Source organism: Sphingomonas sp. Xoc002, from assembly GCF_050408055.1.
Taxonomy (GTDB): Bacteria; Pseudomonadota; Alphaproteobacteria; order Sphingomonadales; family Sphingomonadaceae; genus Sphingomonas; species Sphingomonas yabuuchiae.
Genome location: NZ_CP191175.1, coordinates 3,278,796 through 3,297,402, shown reverse-complemented (window position 1 = coordinate 3,297,402; position 18,607 = coordinate 3,278,796). Strand labels below are relative to the sequence as shown.

20 protein-coding genes are annotated in these 18,607 nt (G+C 65.5%); 8 read left to right on the top strand and 12 right to left on the bottom strand.

Features of this window, described 5'->3' with window-relative positions; translation table 11 throughout:
* Positions 1-53: 53 nt before the first annotated feature.
* Positions 54-617, bottom strand: a complete 564-nt coding sequence (locus tag ACQR50_RS15135; RefSeq protein ID WP_076717522.1) for a 3'-5' exonuclease — start codon at positions 615-617, stop codon at positions 54-56.
* A 123-nt stretch (positions 618-740) separates the two neighbouring features.
* Here ACQR50_RS15135 and ACQR50_RS15130 point away from each other — a divergent pair, with 123 nt between their 5' ends.
* Complete coding sequence (locus ACQR50_RS15130) at positions 741-2,030, top strand: homoserine dehydrogenase (RefSeq protein ID WP_428968931.1); 1,290 nt, start codon at positions 741-743, stop codon at positions 2,028-2,030.
* 190 nt (positions 2,031-2,220) lie between these two features.
* Here the strand turns inward: ACQR50_RS15130 and ACQR50_RS15125 are convergent, their stop codons facing one another.
* The 5 genes from ACQR50_RS15125 to ACQR50_RS15105 form a co-directional block, all read right to left on the bottom strand.
* On the bottom strand, positions 2,221-3,177 hold the full coding sequence (locus ACQR50_RS15125) for an isopenicillin N synthase family dioxygenase (protein ID WP_428968930.1): 957 nt from the start codon (positions 3,175-3,177) through the stop codon (positions 2,221-2,223).
* A gap of 86 nt (positions 3,178-3,263) precedes the next feature.
* Positions 3,264-3,761 carry a hypothetical protein gene (locus tag ACQR50_RS15120; protein ID WP_428968929.1) on the bottom strand — a complete coding sequence of 166 codons (498 nt, stop codon included), beginning with the start codon at positions 3,759-3,761 and terminating at the stop codon, positions 3,264-3,266.
* 89 nt (positions 3,762-3,850) lie between these two features.
* Positions 3,851-4,039 (bottom strand): hypothetical protein, encoded by a 189-nt coding sequence (locus ACQR50_RS15115; RefSeq protein ID WP_428968928.1) that lies wholly within the window; start codon positions 4,037-4,039, stop codon positions 3,851-3,853.
* Positions 4,040-4,066: 27 nt separating this feature from the next.
* Positions 4,067-4,846: a glycerophosphodiester phosphodiesterase family protein gene (locus tag ACQR50_RS15110; protein WP_428968927.1), complete on the bottom strand. Its 780-nt coding sequence runs from the start codon at positions 4,844-4,846 to the stop codon at positions 4,067-4,069.
* Positions 4,847-5,055: 209 nt separating this feature from the next.
* A complete protein-coding gene (locus tag ACQR50_RS15105) occupies positions 5,056-5,151 on the bottom strand; it encodes a hypothetical protein (protein WP_428970719.1) in 96 nt (31 codons plus the stop codon).
* Between the two features lie 276 nt (positions 5,152-5,427).
* Here ACQR50_RS15105 and ACQR50_RS15100 point away from each other — a divergent pair, with 276 nt between their 5' ends.
* From ACQR50_RS15100 to ACQR50_RS15080, 5 genes are all read left to right on the top strand, one after another.
* Positions 5,428-6,675, top strand: a complete 1,248-nt coding sequence (locus ACQR50_RS15100; RefSeq protein ID WP_428968926.1) for a multidrug effflux MFS transporter — start codon at positions 5,428-5,430, stop codon at positions 6,673-6,675.
* A 77-nt stretch (positions 6,676-6,752) separates the two neighbouring features.
* Complete coding sequence (locus tag ACQR50_RS15095; protein WP_056436720.1) at positions 6,753-7,094, top strand: hypothetical protein; 342 nt, start codon at positions 6,753-6,755, stop codon at positions 7,092-7,094.
* Positions 7,091-7,423, top strand: a complete 333-nt coding sequence (locus ACQR50_RS15090; protein ID WP_428968925.1) for an MliC family protein — start codon at positions 7,091-7,093, stop codon at positions 7,421-7,423. Before ACQR50_RS15095 ends, ACQR50_RS15090 begins: the two co-directional genes overlap by 4 nt.
* 232 nt (positions 7,424-7,655) lie before the next feature.
* Positions 7,656-8,297: an outer membrane protein gene (locus ACQR50_RS15085; RefSeq protein WP_428968924.1), complete on the top strand. Its 642-nt coding sequence runs from the start codon at positions 7,656-7,658 to the stop codon at positions 8,295-8,297.
* A gap of 93 nt (positions 8,298-8,390) precedes the next feature.
* Positions 8,391-8,726, top strand: a complete 336-nt coding sequence (locus ACQR50_RS15080) for an HNH endonuclease (protein WP_237243444.1) — start codon at positions 8,391-8,393, stop codon at positions 8,724-8,726.
* A 381-nt stretch (positions 8,727-9,107) separates the two neighbouring features.
* On the opposite strand, the gene ACQR50_RS15075 is transcribed toward ACQR50_RS15080, so the two are convergent.
* Positions 9,108-10,163 (bottom strand): ribonucleotide-diphosphate reductase subunit beta, encoded by a 1,056-nt coding sequence (locus ACQR50_RS15075; protein WP_056436728.1) that lies wholly within the window; start codon positions 10,161-10,163, stop codon positions 9,108-9,110.
* A 50-nt stretch (positions 10,164-10,213) separates the two neighbouring features.
* Positions 10,214-10,411, bottom strand: coding sequence for a hypothetical protein (locus tag ACQR50_RS15070; protein WP_076717506.1), 198 nt, complete (start codon positions 10,409-10,411; stop codon positions 10,214-10,216).
* Positions 10,412-10,467: 56 nt separating this feature from the next.
* On the opposite strand from ACQR50_RS15070, the gene ACQR50_RS15065 reads away from it, so the two are divergent.
* Positions 10,468-10,719, top strand: a complete 252-nt coding sequence (locus ACQR50_RS15065; RefSeq protein ID WP_042489736.1) for a DUF2171 domain-containing protein — start codon at positions 10,468-10,470, stop codon at positions 10,717-10,719.
* 74 nt (positions 10,720-10,793) lie between these two features.
* On the opposite strand, the gene ACQR50_RS15060 is transcribed toward ACQR50_RS15065, so the two are convergent.
* From ACQR50_RS15060 to ACQR50_RS15045, 4 genes are all read right to left on the bottom strand, one after another.
* Positions 10,794-11,225, bottom strand: coding sequence for an endonuclease domain-containing protein (locus tag ACQR50_RS15060; protein WP_428968923.1), 432 nt, complete (start codon positions 11,223-11,225; stop codon positions 10,794-10,796).
* Positions 11,226-11,349: 124 nt separating this feature from the next.
* Positions 11,350-13,272: a ribonucleoside-diphosphate reductase subunit alpha gene (locus tag ACQR50_RS15055; protein WP_056436738.1), complete on the bottom strand. Its 1,923-nt coding sequence runs from the start codon at positions 13,270-13,272 to the stop codon at positions 11,350-11,352.
* Positions 13,273-13,633: 361 nt separating this feature from the next.
* Positions 13,634-14,224, bottom strand: coding sequence for a DUF3429 domain-containing protein (locus ACQR50_RS15050; protein ID WP_428968922.1), 591 nt, complete (start codon positions 14,222-14,224; stop codon positions 13,634-13,636).
* Positions 14,225-14,227: 3 nt separating this feature from the next.
* On the bottom strand, positions 14,228-16,885 hold the full coding sequence (locus tag ACQR50_RS15045; RefSeq protein ID WP_428968921.1) for a putative bifunctional diguanylate cyclase/phosphodiesterase: 2,658 nt from the start codon (positions 16,883-16,885) through the stop codon (positions 14,228-14,230).
* 115 nt (positions 16,886-17,000) lie between these two features.
* On the opposite strand from ACQR50_RS15045, the gene ACQR50_RS15040 reads away from it, so the two are divergent.
* A complete protein-coding gene (locus ACQR50_RS15040; RefSeq protein WP_428968920.1) occupies positions 17,001-18,524 on the top strand; it encodes a fumarate hydratase in 1,524 nt (507 codons plus the stop codon).
* The last annotated feature ends 83 nt before the right edge of the window (positions 18,525-18,607 follow it).

Here is an 18,607-nt window from a genome sequence, read left to right as displayed (position 1 = left end):
CCTCCCCTGAAGGTGAGGGGAGCAGTCCGCTTCAGGACTTGACCAATTCCCGTTCAGCGCCGGACCTGCCGCCGCGAGCGCGCGGACGGCGGCGGGAGGAACCAGTCGGCCAGCGTCATACCCGTCGCGGCCATCGCGCGCAGCACCACCTGCCCCGCCGCCCGCGCATCGCTGAGCGCGTCGTGATGCCGGTGCTCCAGTTCCAGGAAGGCCGCCAGCGTATTGAGCTTGTGATTGGGCAATTCCGGCCAGGCGCGCCGGGCTATGGTCACGCTGTCCAGCCAGCGCGCCGCGATCGGGGGCAGGGCGTCGCGCTCGCAGGCGCGGCCCAGCGCGCCCTTGTCGAAGCCCGAATGCGCCACCGTCACCCGCCCCGCCAGATGCCCGGCCAGTTCGGGATGCAGCGCGGCGAAGGTCGGCTTGCCGAGGACATGATCGGCGGTGATGCCGTGGATATTGATGTTGAACGCGCTGAATTCGTCGCACGGATCGACCAGCGTCTCATAGGCCAGCACTTCGACGCCCGCGGCATAGCCGACGATGCCGATCTGGCAGATGCTGCTGGTCCGCGAACAGGCGGTTTCGACGTCGATGACCACGAAATCGGGGGAAATCATGGGCGGCCTTTAGCGGCATTGCCCCATTCGAGCAATAAAAGGTCGCTGACCGGCTCGACAGCGACCATTTCTATCCGCTACCCGCCTGCACTCAACAAACGCTCCGGATACAGGATTTGGACGATGGGCGATGCTTTGCGAGTGGCTTTGGCGGGACTGGGCACGGTAGGGGGCGGCGTCATTCGCCTGCTCGATGCGAACCGTGACCTGATTACCCGGCGCGCCGGTCGCCCGATCGAGATCGTCGCCGTCTCCGCGCGCGACCGGACCAAGGACCGCGGTGTCGACCTGTCGCGCTTCGAATGGGTGGACGATACCGCCGCGCTGGCCTCGCACCCGGATGCCGATGTGGTGGTCGAGCTGATCGGCGGTTCGGACGGCCCCGCGCTGACGCTGGCGCGCACCGCGCTGGGGGCGGGGCGCGGCTTCGTCACCGCCAACAAGGCGATGCTGGCGCATCACGGGCTGGAACTGGCGCAGAAGGCGGAGGAATCCAACGCCGCGCTGAAGTTCGAGGCGGCGGTCGCGGGCGGCATCCCGGTCATCAAGGGGCTTCGCGAGGGCGCGGCGGCCAACGCCATCGCGCGCGTCTATGGCATCCTCAACGGCACCTGCAATTTCATCCTGTCGAAGATGGAAGCCGAAGGCCGCGACTTTGCCGAGGTTCTAGCGGAAGCGCAGGCGCTGGGTTATGCCGAGGCGGACCCCAGCTTCGACATCGATGGCGTGGACGCCGCGCACAAGTTGTCGATCCTCGCCGCGATCGCCTTCGGTACGCAGCCTGCGTTTGGCGACGTCGCGATCGGCGGCGTGCGCCATGTGCTGGCCGCCGATATCGCGCAGGCGGCGTCGCTCGGCTATCGTGTCCGCCTGGTCGGCGTGGCGGAGGAGGGGGCGAACGGCCTGTTCCAGCGGGTGCATCCGCATCTTGTGCCGTTCGACCATCCGCTGGCGCATGTCACCGGCTCGACCAATGCGGTCGTCGCCGAGGGCAATTTCGTCGGCCGGTTGCTGTTCCAGGGCGCGGGCGCGGGCGACGGCCCGACCGCCAGCGCGGTCGTGGCCGACCTGATCGACATCGCGCGCGGCGAATATGGCGCATCCTTCGCCATGCCCGCGCATGAACTGACCCCGGCGCCCAAGGCCGATAGCGGCGAGCGGCGCGGGCGCGCTTACCTGCGCTTCACGGTGCAGGACAAGGTCGGCGTGCTAGCCGAAATCGCCGCCGCGATGCGCGATGCGGGGGTGTCGATCGAAAGCCTGATCCAGCGCGGCGAGGCGGCCGATGGCGGGGTGATGATCGCGATCGTCACGCATGAGGGGCCGGAGCGCGCGGTGGCACAGGCGCTGGAGCGGTTGCGCGGGAGCCAGAGTTTGGTCGGGCAGCCGTTGTTGATGCATATTCTGGGGTGATTGTTGGGGTAAGGTCTCTGCGAGGCACCTTGCCCTCCCCCAACCCCTCCCGCTTGCGGGAGGGGGCTTTAAGGTAGCCCCTCCCGCCTGCGGAAAGGGAGCAATTTAAATTCAAACCGCTGATCTTGCCGCTCCCCTCCCGCAGGCGGGAGGGGATGGGGGAGGGCAAGCCCCAGGCGATCCGCCTGAATTACTTCTTGATCAACCCGATCTCGACCAGCCGCTCGAACAGATAGTCATGCGCCGTGATCGGCTCCGGATAGCGATCCGGATGCCCCTCGCTGATCGTGCCGGGCAGCGTCTTGATCAGGAAGTCCGGCGCCGGGTGCAGGAAGAAGGGCATCGAATAGCGCGAGAAGCCGCGCCGCTCGACCGGCGGGTTGACCACCCGGTGCGTGGTGGAGGGCAGGACATGGTTGGTCAGCCGCTGTAACATATCCCCGACATTGACCACCATCGCGCCTTCGGGCGGGCGGATCGCCAGCCACTCGCCCGAATCGCGGTCGAGCAGTTCGAGGCCCGCTTCCTCGGCCCCGAGCAGCAGGGTGATGAGGTTGATGTCCTCATGCGCGCCCGCCCGCACGCCCTCGGCATCGGCGGGGATCGGCGGATAGTGGAGCAGGCGCAGGACGGAATTGCCGTCCTTCACGGCGGAATCGAACCAGTTCGGGTCCAGCTCCAGATGTCGCGCAATGGCCGACAGCAGCCGGTCGCCCGCCCGGTCGAAGGCCGAGAACAGTTCGACGAAATCCGCGCGGAACCCTTCCGGGCGGTCGGGCCAGATATTGGCGGGCATCCGGTCCGCATAGGGGTGCCCCTCGGGCAGTTCGCGGCCGACATGCCAGAATTCCTTCAGGTCGACGACCTTGGCATCTTTCGCGATCTCGGTCTTGAACGGGGTATAGCCGCGCGCGCCGCCGCCGCCGGGGACGTGATAGCCGTGCTTCTCCTCCTCGGGCAGGTCGAACAGCGCCTTGGTCTGCGCCCAGGCGCGGTCGATCAGTTCGGCGGGCACGCCATGATCCGCGACGATGGCGAAACCGAACCGCTCGAACGATGTGCCCAAGGCGGCGGCAAAGCCCTCGGGGTCACGGTCCTGGTCGGCGAGGCTGAGCGTCGGAACCTCGGCGGAGCGGGTGTCGGTCATGGCGATATGTCCAGAAAATCGAATAGGCTGGCACCTATATAACGCGCCTGTCATCGCCGAACAGGGTGCGTCATCCGCCCCCCCCATTATCCTCCGAGCGTGATCGTCCCCGTCGATCGTTCGCCGCCCGAGGGGCGCAGGTCCAGGCGGAAGGATTTTTCCTCCGCCGTCTTGCCGACCAGCGCGCCGCCCTGATCGGTGAGGGTGAAGTCGGCTTCGCCCATCTTGTCGCGGAACCAGTCGCGCACGGTCGCCGGATCGGCCGGACTGTCGAAGGTCATGGTGAACGCCTTGTCGCGGCCATTGCCGACATCGACGTTGCGGATCGTCGAGCCGGGATAGAGATGCACGCCGTTCAGCTCGAAATTATCGGCCTCCATCGACACCTTGGGCAGCTTGAACGCGCCGGAAAAGCCGGGCAGCGCCAGCTTCACCTCCCCCGACTTGCCATCGACCGACGCCAGCGTTTCGCCATCCGAGCCGTTCACCGTGATCGACGTACCCTGGTTCGGCCGATCGCAGGCCGACAGCGCCAATGCCGCCACCAGCGGGAGGGCGAGGGGGGAGCGGGACAGGATGGACATGGCGGTAAACTCCTTACGCGTCCTGTTGCATCAATACAGTTGGGGTGCAGGTCTGACCCCCGCAAGCTGTCGAGGGGCTGAATGGCGGCCTATCGGGTCGCTTGCAACGGCCAGCGTTTCAGGACGGCCGGGCCAATCCTCTCAACATCGTCGGTTAGCAACCGGCCGTTATATTGCTGTGGCACTGCGTCGAGTTGAACAGGATCGCTCAGGCCCGGATCGCCGCTCTTGTTTCCCATCGGGCCCGCTATGACGACCTCGACATCGGCGTCGCGCATCCGTTGCAGGAAACGGTTGGGCCAGCCTCAGAACGCCCATCGCCCGTTGATCGGCACGCCGATGAAACCATGGCGGCAACTCTCGGGAATGTAGCCGGTCCAGCCGAATGCAATGTAGCGTATCGAGCAGGACTTGGTGCGTCGGACCGACCAGCGCCGCGCCTGCGGTGCGACCACGGCCAGCCGGCCCAGAACCGTGTCGCTGGCCACGACCCGCAGCCGCCGGTCGGTCGGGTGGTTCCGGGCGCGAAGATACGCGACAAGCGCGTCGACCTCGGTCGGGTCGTCACTCTTGACGTTGATCAGAAAGCTTTTGTCGGGAAAGGCCGTCAGGATTTCGTGGAGCGTCTTCATCTGGCCCACGAATTTGCCGCGAAACGGATGGGTCTTGCCGCCATCGGCGGTGTAGCCATGGCCCAGATCCAGCGTACGCAAATAGGCCATGCTCTGCTGTCGCGTGACGCCTTTGCCATTGGTACGGCATTCGAGCGTCCAGTCGTGGAAGACCGCGAACTCGCCATCGGTTGTCGGGTGGACGTCTATCTCCACTTCATCCGCCCCGGCCTTGAAGCTGGCCTTTATCGAGCCGAGGGTGTTCTCGAGATACGGATTGGTCGGTGGGTGCATCCGGGTGGCGGTGCACTCCTGTTGGGTCAGATCAGTCCGATCGAAGGTCTGATGAATGCCACGATGCGCCTCGACCAGAGGGCGACCCTGCGGCGCCGGAGCCAACCAGGAGGCGTTCCAGAGATACAGACCGCCGACCGTGGCCGTAACCGCCAGAGCGACAATGACCCGCGTGCGCATATCTATCCCTCCCCAAGATCAATGGATATGTAGCATGGATATACATATCGAAGCCTCAATTCAGACCATTGCGCCTTTCGATCTCGGTCAAGACCGATGTCACGACGTTGAGGACTTGCTGCTCGGCGGAGGGCGTCGATTTGCTGAGAATGGCAGCCGGTACGGCCATACGATTTTTGGCAATCCGTTCGTAAAGTGCGTGTCCCTCTCTAGATCAGGTCGACACCGCGCTGGCGTCGATCCGTTGCCTTTGTGGAGCGGCTTACCACGCCCATCTTTGCAAGGTCGGTCACTATGCAACTCATCGTCGGATGCGCGACATGTTCGGCGCGGGCTAGTTCGACCAGGGGCCACACTCGTACAGCACTGACGGGGTCGAACATTGCGCGCTCATCAGCCGATACTTCCCATGCGCGAACCAGGCGAGGGGCAGCAGACGTGTCGCCACCATCTGAATCGTCAGGGCGGCGGATACAAATATTCAGCGGTCGTTTGATCGCGCCGACTCCGCCTGGGGGTCAGGAAGACCAGGGCGTTTCCTGGTTTTCCTGGGCAATCATTCGTCCTATGGGACAATCATCATGTCCGAATCCCGTTCCGCTGATCCGGTGACGCCTGTCACCGCCGAGCCTCCCGGCGCGCCCATCGGGTTTGTCGAGTTCGTCCTGCTGATCGCGGCGCTGATGGCGTTAACCGCGCTGGGCATCGATTCGATGCTGCCCGCGCTGCCTGCCATCGGGGAGTCGCTGGGTGCGTCGCCCGCGGCGCGGCCGTTCGTCGTTACCGCCTTCCTGATCGGCTTCGGCGTGGCGCAGCTGGTGCACGGGCCGCTGGCCGATCGCTATGGGCGGCGGCGGGTGCTGATCGTCGCGCTCATCATCTACATCATCGCCAATGGCGCGGCGGCGGTGGCGGGCAGCTTTACGCTGTTGCTGGTCGCGCGGGTCTGTGCCGGGGCGGCGATCGCGGCGACGCGGGTGGCGACGGTGGCGCTGGTCCGCGACTGCTATCACGGGCGCGCGATGGCGCAGGTCATGTCGATCGCCTTCATGGTGTTCATGATCGTGCCGATCCTGGCGCCGGCCTTTGGTGAGCTGGTGCTGCTGTTCGGCAATTGGCGCCTGATCTTCTGGACGATCGCGGGCCTCGCCACGCTGGTCCTGACCTGGTTTTCGCTCCGGATGCCCGAGACGCTGGCGGTGGAGGCGCAGCTGCCCATCTCGCTGACACGCATCGTCGGGGGCTGGCGCGAGACGATCGGGGATCGGCTGTCGCTGGGCTATACGCTGGCGGCGACCGCGCTGATGGCGGCGCTTTATGGGTATCTGAACTCGGTGCAGCCGATCATGGCGCAGACCTTCGGCCGCGAGAAGCTGCTGGCGCTGATCTTCGCGACGACCTCGGTCACGATGGCGGCGGCGAACCTGCTCAACTCGCGGATCGTCATGCGGCTGGGCACGCGGCTGATCAGCCACAGCTCGGTCACGATCCTGATCGTCGTGTCGGCCATCCATCTGGCCATCGCGCATTTCGGGGGCGAGTCGTTGATCGTCTTCGCGGTGCTCCAGGCGATCACCATGGCGTGTTTCGGTCTGGCGACCTCGAACTTCTCGTCCATGGCGATGGAGAATATGGGGCGGATCGCCGGGACCGCATCGAGCGTGCAGGGCTTTACCAGCGTTACCATCGGCTCGCTGATCGGCGCAGGCATCGGCCAGGCCTATGACGGGACGACGCAGCCGCTGACCCTGGGTTTCCTGATCGCCGGATGCGCGGCCTTTGCCTTCGTCTTCGCGACCGAGCGCGGGCGGATGTTCCGCCCCGCCTGACGGGCGTCTGACGCGGGTCGGGGGAACCGCCCGGCCCGCCCCCGTGTTCCCCCTCCACAGTTCAAGAGGAGGCAGTGATGGGCGGACATCAGGTTCCGAGCCAGGGACCCGGCGACGATGGCTGGGACGAAGAAGGCTATGATGAGAGCCAGCGCGCCGAAATCCTGGAGGTGACGCGCGACGGCCCCAGCGACGGCGTGTTGCTGACCGATATCGAACCCGATCTGGGCGACGACAGCGTCGAGGACGAGCCGATCGACGAACTCGACATGGACTCCGAAGAGGTCGGGACCAGCGATGCCTCGGTCGACATGGATGCCGAGGATATCGACGAAGACGATCTCCAGGAGGATTTCGAGGACGACACGGTGGCCGACGGCGATATCGACGACGCCGACGATACCGCCCTGCGGCCATGACCCGGCTTCCCGTCGCACTGGCGGCGGGCGGCATCGTGCTGGTCGGCTGTTCGACCATGCCCGATCCGCGTGCCGCCTCGACGCTGCCGCCGATGGTCTCGACGACCTTCCAGTGCGAGAATGGCAGCCGCTTCTGGGTCCGCTTCGACAATCGCGACGACAGCGCGCTGGTGCGCTTCGGCGACGATCTGGAGATGCGGCTGGAGGGACAGCGTGTCGCTTCCGGCATCCACTATACCGGTTTCGGTCACGATCTTCGCGGCAAGGGGGGTGAGGTTGTTTTGACACGCCCCACGGGTGATTCTGTACGCTGTACGGCGGCGGGATGAGCGGGGGGCGCGGAAACGCGGCCGAAAAGTGGCGGAAATCCGCCACTGCCCCATTCCGCCCCCATTTGGTTCATCTATGTGACAGGAACTGTGTCCTTGGCGCCACAGGTTCCGACAAGGCGATCAAAAATCTGAAATGGCGTGCAACCCATGGGCGTCTAGCCGGTTAAGCGGGCCTGGGCTGAGCGGTTCGATCCGCCGCCCCACATAGAATAAGAGAAGGGTATCTCACATGCGTAAGCTTTCCCTCGTCGCCGCTGCGGCGGCCGCGTTCGTTGCCGTGCCTGCCATGGCCCAGGACATGAACACCACCGACACGACGACCGCGGCTCCGGCCCCGGCCGACACCGCGACCGCTCCCGACGGCACCCGTGCCTTCGGTATCGAGCCGTATGTCGCGATCATGGGTGGTTGGGAGCAGTTCGATCGCCAGACGGTCGCCGGCATCCCCGCGCAGCCCAAGGGCTACAACCTGGACGGCGCGCTGGTCGAGGGCATTGTCGGCTTCAACGTGCCGCTGGGCCCGGTGTTCGTCGGCGCCGAGGGCGCGGTCGCCAAGGGTGTGTCGGGTGACATCGATTGGCAGTATGGCGCCTATGGCCGCGCGGGCTTCCGCGCCGGTGAGAGCGGCCTGTTCTACGGCAAGGTCGGCTACCGCTGGAACAACTTCCACAACTTCGCTCCGGGCGTCGCTGGCGACCTGAAGCAGGACTATCACGCGACCGTGTACGGCGTCGGCGCCGAAGTCGGCCCGAAGGACATCGGTCTGGGCGGCCTGACCGGCAACTCGGGTCTGCGTCTGCGTATGGAAGTTTCGACCTTCGACAACGCGCACTCCTTCCGTCCGATGGCGGGTGTTGTCGCACACTTCTGATCCCTCTCGGATCCAGTTGGCGTAAAGGAACGGGGTTCGGCAGCAATGCCGGACCCCGTTTTCTTATCGGGCGACGCATCCCATATCGGGCGCATGGTCGGACGGGTGAAGCGAAAGGCGGGGCTGGTGGCCGCCGCCGAACGGATCGAGCAGCAACCTGCGGCACGATCCTGCGCGCTGTGCGATCGGCCGCTGGGGGTGAAGGTGGAATGGCACCATCCCGTCCCCAAGAGCGAGGGAGGGCGCGAGACGGTGCCGGTCCATCCCATCTGTCATCGCACCATCCATGCGACCTTTTCCAATGGGGAACTGGCAAGGGGGTTTGCGGACTTCGCGGTGTTGCGGGCGCATCCGGAGATGGCGCGGTTCCTGCGCTGGATCGCGGGGAAACCGGCGGACTTTCATGCGCCGACGCGGGCGGCGCGGTAGTTTGGGTTCGCGCGAAGACGCGAGGGCGCGAAGGAGGTTGGTTCGCGCAGAGGCGCGGAGGGCGCAGAGAAGCGGAAGCGCACGAGGACGATAGCCTCGGCCCCCGTTCAGCCTGAGCGCAGTCGAAGGCCACGGGATAACGTCCGCCGAGCGGCTGGCTCATTTATCCTCCGGGACATGGATAGCCTCCGGCCAAGTCGATTTTGGCGTGTGCTTCCCTTGGCCTTCGACTTCGCTCAGGCTGAACGGAGGGTGGGAAAGCGGGCAGTTTGCCCGGGCGATCTCTGCGTCCTCCGCGCCTCTGCGCGAACCAACCTTCTTCGCGCCTTCGCGCCTTCGCGTGAACGAAAAAGGGCGGACCGAAGCCCGCCCTCTCGTAGATCACTCCGCCGCGACGCCCGCCGCCGAGAACATGTCGCCGGTTTCGCCCGGCTCCTCGTTCGCCGCCTTGGCGGTCTTGGCCTTTTGGCGGGTGTCGAACGCGTCCCAGACGTCGTTCCACTGGCCGCGCGTCGCCGCCTTGGAATATTCCGTGGCGCGCGTTTCGAAGAAGTTGGCATGCTCCACGCCGTTCAGCAGCGGGGTCAGCCAGGGCAGGGGATGCTCGTCGATCATGTAGATCGGCTTCAGGCCCAGCTGGCTGAGACGCCAGTCGGCAATGTAGCGGATATACTTCTTGATCTCCTTGGGCTTCATCCCCTCGACCGGGCCCATTTCGAAGGCGAGGTCGATGAAATTATCCTCCAGGCGGATCGTCGTCTGGCACACGTCGGCGATGTCGTCCTTGACCGCCTTGGTCAGGCACTGGCGCTCCTGGCAGAAGGCGTGGAACATGCGGATGATGCCTTCGCAATGCAGGCTCTCGTCGCGCACCGACCAGCTGACGATCTGGCCCATGCCCTTCATCTTGTTGAAGCGCGGGAAGTTCATCAGCATCGCGAAGGACGCGAATAGCTGCACGCCCTCGGTGAAGCCGCCGAACATGGCCAGCGTGCGGGCGATGTCCTCGTCGCTGTCGACGCCGAAATTCTGCATGTAATCATGCTTGTCCTTCATCTCGGCATATTCGAGGAAGGCGCCATATTCGCTCTCGGGCATGCCGATCGTGTCGAGCAGATGGCTGTAGGCGGCGATGTGCACCGTCTCCATGTTGGAGAAGGCGGTCAGCATCATCTTGACCTCGGTCGGCTTGAACACCCGACCGTATTTTTCGTGATAGCAGTCCTGCACCTCGACGTCCGCCTGGGTGAAGAAGCGGAAGATCTGAGTCAGCAGGTTGCGTTCATGATCGGTCAGCTTCTGCGCCCAGTCGCGGCAATCCTCGCCCAGCGGCACCTCTTCGGGCAGCCAGTGAAGCTGTTGCTGGCGCTTCCAGAACTCGAACGCCCAGGGATATTCGAAGGGCTTATACTGCTTAGAGGCTTGGAGGAGAGGCATCGGGGTTACTCCGGATACAAATCAAATGAGGTGATAGGGTGAAGGCCGGTTCAGCCGCTGCTCGCCCAGGAGCGCAGAGCGGTGGCGAAACCGGCGAGAATGATCCCGCCCATGGCGAACATGGTGCCCGCGATCAGCCGGGCGTAGCGGCCCTGCTCCGACCGGGGGGTGCGGAGTTGCAGCAACAGCGTTGCGCCGATCCCGGTTAACAGGGCGGCAACGCCGTACATGATCGCCGCCCCCGTCATGCGACCATTTCCAGCGTTGCGCGTTCCGAACCCGAACCCAACACAGGAGACGTAAGATGGTCGATGTCAGCCAGATCAAGGAACATGCCGAAGTCGTCGGCGCGGACGGCGTCCATGTCGGCACGGTCGATCACGTCGATGGCGACCGCATCAAGCTGACCAAGAACGACAGCCCGCAGACCCAGGACGGGCAGGGCGCCAAGCACCATTACCTGCCGCTCGGCCTGGTCGCCGAAGTCGAGGGCGACACCGTCCGCCTGTCGGCCACCGGCCAGAACGCCGTCGACCAGTTCGAAGAGGCCGAGTGAGCGATACTCTCCCTCTCCCAGTGGGAGAGGGAGGGAGCGCCCGCCAGGGCGCGGAAGGGTGAGGGTGGTGTCGTTCATGCGACGCCGCCCTTTTTCTTTGCGAGTGCGACACCCTCATCCTTCCCACACGGCTGCGCCGCGCGGGCCCCTTCCTTCTCCCGCAGGGAGAAGGAGATACGTTCCATCACGCCTTCGAGATTCTCCATCACGTCGGCGTTCGTCACGCGGACCGTCCGATACCCCTCGTGCGCCATGAAATCTTCGCGTGACGCATCATAGCCTTCCGCGGCGGCGTGCGTATCGCCGTCGACCTCGATGACCAGCTTTTCGGCAAAGCACAGCATGTCGGCGAAGAAAGGTCCCAGCGGCGCCTGATGACGCCATTTCAGATGCGGATAGGTTTGACGCAACGCGCGGAGCAGACGGCGTTCGGGTTCGGACGCCTCGCGGCGGAGTTGGCGGGCGCGAGGAACCGTACCAGTCGGTTGATTCTCGTAAAGGCGCATCTGCCCTCACCCTTCCGCCGCTGCGCGGCTCCCTCCCTCTCCCGAGGGGAGAGGGATTAGACCGTCTCACCCCTCTCCCCTCGGGAGAGGGAGGGTGAGGGCGGCCTATGCTCTCAAAGCCCGGTTACTGACACGCCAGGCATTCGTCGTAATCGGTCGTCTCACCGATCTCGAACTTGGGCGCGCTGATCGTGTTGTCGGCCTCGACGCCGCCGCTTCCGGCGAAACCGGCGCGCTGCACCGACTTCGAGCGGAGATAATAGAGCGACTTGATGCCCAGCTCCCAGGCGCGGAAGTGGAGCATCAGCAGGTCCCACTTTTCTACATCGGCCGGGATGAACAGGTTCAGCGACTGCGCCTGGTCGATATAGGGCGTCCGATCACCCGCCAGTTCGAGCAGCCAGCGCTGGTCGATCTCGAACGAGGTCTTGAACGTGTCCTTCTCTTCCGGCGACAGGAAGTCGAGATGCTGGACCGAGCCGCCATGCTCGAGGATCGAGTTCCACACCGCGTCCGAATTCTTCGACTTCGCGATCAGGATCTTCTCGAGATAGGCGTTCTTGACCGCGAACGACCCGGACAGCGTCTTGTGGGTATAGATGTTCGCCGGGATCGGCTCGATGCACGCGCTGGTGCCGCCGCAGATGATGCTGATCGACGCGGTCGGTGCGATCGCCATCTTGCAGCTGAAACGCTCCATCACGCCGACATCCGCCGCATCGGGGCACGGCCCGCGCTCGACCGCCAGGGTCATCGACGCCTGGTTCACCTGCGCATTGATGTGCTTGAACATCCGCAGGTTCCACGACTTGGCCATCGCGCCCTCGAAGGGAAGTCCGCGCGCCTGGAGGAAGCTGTGGAAGCCCATCACGCCCAGGCCGACCGAGCGCTCGCGACCGGCCGAATAGGCGGCGCGCTCCATGCCCGGCTCGTGCCGCTCGATATAGTCCTGAAGCACATTGTCGAGGAAGCGCATCACGTCCTCGATGAACTGCTTGTCGTCCTTCCACTCGTCCCAGGTTTCCAGGTTGAGCGACGACAGGCAGCAGACGGCGGTGCGGTCCTTGCCCTTATGGTCGATGCCGGTCGGCAGGGTGATTTCCGAACACAGGTTCGACGTCGACACCTTCAGCCCCAGCTCGCGATGGTGCTTGGGCATGTTCTTGTTCACATGATCGGCGAACACGATGTACGGCTCGCCGGTCGCCAGACGGGTCTCGACCAGCTTCTGGAACAGTGCGCGCGCGTCGACGGTCGCGCGGACCTCGCCGGTCTTCGGGCTCTTCAGCTGCCATTCGGCGCCGTCGCGCACCGCCTCCATGAAGGCGTCGGGGATCAGCACGCCGTGGTGCAGGTTCAGCGCCTTGCGGTTGAAGTCACCGCTGGGCTTGCGGATCTCCAGGAACTCCTCGATCTCGGGATGCGAGATGTCGAGATAGCAGGCCGCCGAACCGCGACGCAGCGAACCCTGGCTGATCGCCAGCGTCAGCGAATCCATCACGCGGACGAAGGGGATGATGCCGCTGGTCTTGCCGTTCAGGCCGACCGGCTCGCCGATGCCGCGCACCTGGCCCCAATAGGTGCCGATGCCGCCGCCGCGCGAGGCGAGCCAGACATTCTCGTTCCAGGTGGTGACGATGCCGTCCAGGCTGTCGGGCACCGAATTGAGATAGCAGCTGATCGGCAGGCCGCGACCGGTGCCGCCGTTCGACAGGACCGGCGTGGCGGGCATGAACCACAGCTTCGAGATATAGTCGTACAGCCGCTGGGCATGTTCGGCATTGTCGGCATAGGCCGAGGCCACGCGCACGAACAGGTCCTGATAGCTTTCGCCGGGCAGGAGATAGCGGTCGTTCAGCGTTTCCTTGCCGAAGTCGGTCAGCAGCGCGTCGCGCGCATGGTCGACCTCGACCGGATAGGGTTGCGGGCGCACCGACTTGGTGTCCGCCGGGGTCGGGGCAGGCGCCGCGTTCTGGGCCGTATCCGCCGCCATCTTTTCGAGCATATCAGTGGTCATGTCGCTATCCCGGCTATCCCTGAAATCCATCATTGATGCCGCTCCTTTGTTCTTGTTCCGTTCGAGTCGGCATCCAGCCCCTAGCACCGCGCGCCAGGCGCGTCGCGATCAGGATGCGAAGGGAGGGGAAATCCCCGATTCCGGGGCTTTCTCCGCATCCGGCCATGCGTTTGGGCATGACCTCATCCTACCAGTGCTTGGGGCCCTTCCCGACCTCTTCCACAATCCTTAGTGGAAAATCCCGAGCGGCACCGCAAGAGGTTAAAGCGCGGGGCGGGGGTTGGTTGCGACGAATGGCGGGCGCGTCCGGGCCGCCCAAAAGCCGCGACGCACGGATGTCTGCGGGGTTCGGGAAGCGCAAGTCCCTAAAAATATTTTTTGGCCGCCGGGATCAGCGCGGGACGAGCAAGAAGAGCGCGATGAGACCGAGAATCGCCACCGCCATCTGGGGTGGCCGCAGCCGCGCGAAATGCCCCGGCGCGCCGCCCCAACTGGCCAGCCAGGGATCGGTCAGCGCAATCGACGCATAGCCCAGGATCAACAATCCGAAGCCGGTCGACGGCCCCGCGATCAAGGCCAGCAGCCCCAGCGAGAACCGCAGGATCATCGTCGCCATCTGCGAGACATGGGTGCCGCCCGGCGTGAAGAAGCTCAGGCCGCGCGCGACGCCCGCCAGGAAGATCAGGATCGCCGCCCCCCAAATCTGTCCGATGAGCAGGGCCAGCGGCATACCCGCCCAGGCGGCCAGCGCGGTGAGGGGCAGCACCAGTACCGGACCATAGCCGAAGACCAAGCTGAGCAGGGGGATCCGGCGCGATGCGCCCTCCGGCGTGGGGGCGGGGGTGGGGGCCGGATTGGGGCCCGGATTGGGAGCGGTCGGGGTCATGACGGCGCGAACGTGCGGCGCGGCGTTCCTATCCCGCCCCCCTGCCGCCACCCGTGCTGCCGCCACCCGTGCCGCCGCCGCCCGTGCGGGCGGCATCGATCAGGCGGATCGAAGCCGCGCGTCCCCCTCCTCCTGAGCCTTGTCCAGCCATGGATGATCCTCGGGCAGCGGCGTGGCGAAGGCCAGGCCCACCCGTCCTTCGCGCTCCCATCGGATATAGCCGCGAACGGGTGCGTCGCCGCCGAGGCGGATGCCGACCGCCGCCCCGCCCACGATATAGGCGGGGGGAAGCCCCTCGATCATGGTGCCGGTGGTCGACAGGTCGCGGATGCGGACATCGATCGTCGCATCGCCCGACAGGATCTGAGCGATGCGCAGGATCTTCACCCGTGGGCGACGGAGCGATTTCAGGCCGACCGGCTCGGCATGGCCGCCATGCTCGCGCATCGACTGGGGGACGTCGGGCGCCTCCATCGGCTTGCCATAGACGAAGCCCTGGATATGGCTGCACCCCAGGCTGCGGATCATCTCGATCTCTTCCTGGATCTCCACGCCCTCGGCGGTCGTCTCCATGCCCAGCGTGTCGGCCATGGTCACGATCGCGCGGATGATCGCGGCATTGCGGCTGCCCTTGCTGCTCGCGCCGCGTACGAAGGACTGGTCGATCTTGATCTTGTCGAACGGCGCGTGACGCAGATAGCCGAGCGAGGAATAGCCCGTGCCGAAATCGTCGAGCGCCAGCCGGATGCCCAGCGCCTTCAGCGCGGCGAACTGACGATGCGATTCCTGATTGTCGTTCAGGAAGACGCTCTCGGTGATCTCCAGCTCCAGCCGCGCCGCCGCGAGACCCGATTGCGCCAGCGCCTGCGCGACGAGCGCGGGCAGATGCGGCTTGGCGAACTGGATCGACGATACGTTGACCGCGACGCGCGCCTCCTGCGGCCAGCCCGCCGCTTCGGCACAGGCGGTGCGCATCACCCATTCGCCGATCTGTTCGATCAGGCCGCAATCCTCGGCGACCGGAATGAACTGCGACGGCGGGATGTGGCCTTGTTCGGGGTGGTGCCAGCGCAGCAGCGCTTCATAGCCGACGATCATCGCGTCGCGGGTGGACACGATCGGCTGATAGACCAGGCGGAACTGCCCCTGCGCGACGGCGATGCGCAGATCTTCTTCCATCCGCTTGCGGCTGCGCGCGCCTTCCAGCATCGCCTCGGCATAGAAACGGTGGACGCCGCGCCCGTCGCCCTTGGCCGCGTACAGGCCCAGATCGGCGTTGCGGATCAGCGTCTGCGAATCCTCGCCGTCATAGGGCGCGATGGCGATGCCGATCGAACAGCCGATCGTGACCTCGTTGCCCAGAATGTCATAGGGGCGCGACAGCGCGGCGATGATCCGGTCCGCCAGCATGGCCAGCCGGTCGCGCGCATCGATGCCGGGCAGCAGGATCTGGAATTCGTCGCCGCCCAGCCGCCCGACCAGCCCGACATCGCCGACCACCTTCTCCAGCCGCCGCGCGACCTGTTGCAGCAACAGGTCGCCCGCCTGATGGCCCAGCGTATCGTTGACCGCCTTGAAGCGGTCGAGGTCCATCAGGAACAGCGCGTTGGGGCGCCAGGGGTTGATCGACTGTTTCAGCGTCTTGTCGAGCGACAGGGTCATGCGCTGGCGATTGGCCAGCCCGGTCAGGCTGTCGAACAGCGCCAGGCGGGTGATCTCCGCCTCCGACCGGCGCTTCTCGGTCAGGTCGGAGCCCGAACCGATAAAGCCGCGGAACCGGCCGATACTGTCCAGGATCGGTCGGCCGGAGATCGACCACCAGCGTTCCGACACCGCTCCGCCCTCGGCCACCGCGCACACGGTGTAATCCGAAAAGCCGGTGCGCGACGACATGTGGAAGGACAGGGTCCGTTCGGTGCCGGGTGCGGAGGGATCCATCTGGAACAGCTCGGTCAGCACTTGTCCCCGGCTCTCAATGCCCGAGGCGGCCAGATCGCGCGCGACCTTGCCCGACAGATAGGTGAGTCGCCCATGCCGATCGGTTTCCCAGAACCAGCCGGTGCCATGCTCCTCGAATTCGGCGATCATCTTGACCGCCTGCTGCCCCTGGCCAAAGGCCTGGGCGCGGTCGCGGGCGCTGTCATAATCGAGCTGCCCGACGGCGCGCGCCTTGAGGATCAGCAAGATCAGCGGCGGGAGGACCGCTGCCAGAACCGGCAGCACCGACACGCCCCAGGCCAGCGCCGTGACCGGCGCCAGAAACGCGAAGCCGAAGGAATAGCCCAGCAGTGCGCCGCGCACCGCGTTCAGCATCGATGCGGTCGTCCACATGGTGCAGGCGAGCGTCAGCACGGCCACCCATCCGCCGGTGCCGTGATGGGCATTCGCCACGATCAGCAGCATCGGCCCGGTGGCCAGCGCGACCAGCAGACCCATGACGCTCAGCCATTGTTTCAGCCGGTAGAAGGGCCATTGCCGGGAGACGCCGCGCCACAGCACGAAACCGAAGACCAGCGTGGCCGCCACCATCAGGCCGCCCGCCACCGCCTTTTCGATCCGTTGGGACGATGACCCGCCCGGCGAATCGAGCCCGAAGATGGTCGCCATGGCCACGAAATTCTGCAGGACGGCCAGCGGCCAGGTACGGCACAGTGTCTTCAGACGACCCAGGTGGAGCGACACCAACAGCTCGTCATTATCCTCGGCCAGGCCCATCAGGGCGAGGAAGGACAGGGTCTTGGAGGGGGCTGGCGACATGCGGGGTGCGGGTTTCCAATAATGTCGCGCCACCCTGCGCTAATGCTGGTTAAGATAGCTTGAAACGGGCGCCCTCCATTGCGCCGGCCGCGCCCCTTTCGCTAAGGACGGATGCATGACGACCCTGATCCGCGACACCGACCTGATCGAGAGCGTGGCCGACGCGCTCCAGTTCATCAGCTATTACCACCCGATGGATTATATCCGTGCGCTGGGTAAGGCCTATGAGGCCGAGAAGAGCCCGGCGGCCAAGGATGCCATTGCGCAGATCCTGACCAACAGCCGGATGTGCGCGGAGGGGCATCGCCCGATCTGCCAGGACACCGGCATCGTCACGGTCTTCGTGAAATGGGGCCAGGACTGCCGCCTGTCGGGCGACCGTTCGCTCCAGGAGGTCGTCGATGAGGGCGTGCGCCGCGCCTATCTCCACCCCGAGAACAAGCTGCGCGCCTCGATCCTCGCCGACCCCGCCTTTACCCGCCGCAATACCAAGGACAACACGCCCTCGGTCCTCCATGTCGAGATGGTGCCGGGCAACAAGGTCACCGTCGATGTCGCGGCCAAGGGCGGCGGCTCTGAGAACAAGTCGAAGTTCAAAATGATGAACCCGTCCGACTCGATCGTCGACTGGGTGCTGGAAATGGTGCCGCAAATGGGCGCGGGCTGGTGCCCGCCCGGCATGCTCGGCATCGGCATCGGCGGCACGGCGGAAAAGGCGGTGCTGCTCGCCAAGGAATCGCTGATGGGCGCGATCGACATGGGCCAGCTCAAGGAGCGTGGACCGCGCAACGATATCGAGGCGCTGCGCATCGAGCTGTTCGACAAGGTCAATGCGCTGGGCATCGGCGCGCAGGGGCTGGGCGGCCTGTCCACCATCCTCGACGTCAAGATCATGGACTGGCCGACCCACGCCGCGTCCAAGCCCGTCGCGATGATCCCCAACTGCGCCGCGACCCGCCACGCGCACTTCACGCTGGACGGCTCCGGCCCGGTCTATCTGGAGGCGCCCAAGCTGGAGGAATGGCCCAAGGTCGACTGGAAACCGGACCTCCAGGCGGCCAAGCGCGTCGACCTGAACACCCTGACGCCCGAAGAGGTGAAGGGCTGGAAGCATGGCGACCGGCTGCTGCTGAACGGCAAGATGCTGACGGGCCGCGACGCCGCGCACAAGCGGATCAAGGACATGCTCGATCGCGGCGAGGAACTGCCGGTCGAGTTCAAGGGCCGGGTGATCTATTATGTCGGCCCGGTCGATCCGGTCGGTGAGGAAGTGGTCGGCCCCGCCGGTCCCACGACCGCGACCCGCATGGACAAGTTCACCCGCATGATGCTCGACCAGGGCCTGCTGGCGATGGTCGGCAAGGCCGAGCGCGGCCCGGCCGCCACCGACGCGATCCGCGAACACCAGTCCGCCTATCTGATGGCGGTCGGCGGCGCGGCCTATCTCGTCGCCCGCGCGATCAAGGGATCGAAGGTCGTCGGCTTCGAGGATCTGGGCATGGAGGCGATCTACGAGTTCGACGTGGAGAATTTCCCCGTCACCGTTGCGGTCGATTCCGAAGGCCAGAACGTCCATACCCTGGCCCCGCTGGTGTGGCGCGACAAGATCGCCAAGGAAGGCCTGCTGACCCCGGCGTGACGTAAAATCCTCCCCATCGTCAGATGGGGAGGGGGACCATGCGAAACATGGTGGAGGGGCGGGCCTCCACCATGGTGGCCCGC

What these genes read in the sequence shown, in the direction of transcription:
- ACQR50_RS15110 (WP_428968927.1), bottom strand. Translation starts at nt 4,846, where the DNA reads ATGCGCACGCGGGTCATTGTCGCTCTGGCGGTTACGGCCACGGTCGGC.
- ACQR50_RS15045 (WP_428968921.1), bottom strand. Translation starts at nt 16,885, where the DNA reads ATGTCGCCAGCCCCCTCCAAGACCCTGTCCTTCCTCGCCCTGATGGGC.
- ACQR50_RS15085 (WP_428968924.1), top strand. Translation starts at nt 7,656, where the DNA reads ATGCGTAAGCTTTCCCTCGTCGCCGCTGCGGCGGCCGCGTTCGTTGCC.
- ACQR50_RS15130 (WP_428968931.1), top strand. Translation starts at nt 741, where the DNA reads ATGGGCGATGCTTTGCGAGTGGCTTTGGCGGGACTGGGCACGGTAGGG.
- ACQR50_RS15100 (WP_428968926.1), top strand. Translation starts at nt 5,428, where the DNA reads ATGTCCGAATCCCGTTCCGCTGATCCGGTGACGCCTGTCACCGCCGAG.
- ACQR50_RS15040 (WP_428968920.1), top strand. Translation starts at nt 17,001, where the DNA reads ATGACGACCCTGATCCGCGACACCGACCTGATCGAGAGCGTGGCCGAC.
- ACQR50_RS15090 (WP_428968925.1), top strand. Translation starts at nt 7,091, where the DNA reads ATGACCCGGCTTCCCGTCGCACTGGCGGCGGGCGGCATCGTGCTGGTC.
- ACQR50_RS15060 (WP_428968923.1), bottom strand. Translation starts at nt 11,225, where the DNA reads ATGCGCCTTTACGAGAATCAACCGACTGGTACGGTTCCTCGCGCCCGC.
- ACQR50_RS15075 (WP_056436728.1), bottom strand. Translation starts at nt 10,163, where the DNA reads ATGCCTCTCCTCCAAGCCTCTAAGCAGTATAAGCCCTTCGAATATCCC.
- ACQR50_RS15105 (WP_428970719.1), bottom strand. Translation starts at nt 5,151, where the DNA reads ATGAGTTGCATAGTGACCGACCTTGCAAAGATGGGCGTGGTAAGCCGC.
- ACQR50_RS15095 (WP_056436720.1), top strand. Translation starts at nt 6,753, where the DNA reads ATGGGCGGACATCAGGTTCCGAGCCAGGGACCCGGCGACGATGGCTGG.
- ACQR50_RS15070 (WP_076717506.1), bottom strand. Translation starts at nt 10,411, where the DNA reads ATGACGGGGGCGGCGATCATGTACGGCGTTGCCGCCCTGTTAACCGGG.
- ACQR50_RS15080 (WP_237243444.1), top strand. Translation starts at nt 8,391, where the DNA reads ATGGTCGGACGGGTGAAGCGAAAGGCGGGGCTGGTGGCCGCCGCCGAA.
- ACQR50_RS15135 (WP_076717522.1), bottom strand. Translation starts at nt 617, where the DNA reads ATGATTTCCCCCGATTTCGTGGTCATCGACGTCGAAACCGCCTGTTCG.
- ACQR50_RS15065 (WP_042489736.1), top strand. Translation starts at nt 10,468, where the DNA reads ATGGTCGATGTCAGCCAGATCAAGGAACATGCCGAAGTCGTCGGCGCG.
- ACQR50_RS15125 (WP_428968930.1), bottom strand. Translation starts at nt 3,177, where the DNA reads ATGACCGACACCCGCTCCGCCGAGGTTCCGACGCTCAGCCTCGCCGAC.
- ACQR50_RS15055 (WP_056436738.1), bottom strand. Translation starts at nt 13,272, where the DNA reads ATGGATTTCAGGGATAGCCGGGATAGCGACATGACCACTGATATGCTC.
- ACQR50_RS15050 (WP_428968922.1), bottom strand. Translation starts at nt 14,224, where the DNA reads ATGCCGCCCGCACGGGCGGCGGCGGCACGGGTGGCGGCAGCACGGGTG.
- ACQR50_RS15120 (WP_428968929.1), bottom strand. Translation starts at nt 3,761, where the DNA reads ATGTCCATCCTGTCCCGCTCCCCCCTCGCCCTCCCGCTGGTGGCGGCA.
- ACQR50_RS15115 (WP_428968928.1), bottom strand. Translation starts at nt 4,039, where the DNA reads ATGCGCGACGCCGATGTCGAGGTCGTCATAGCGGGCCCGATGGGAAAC.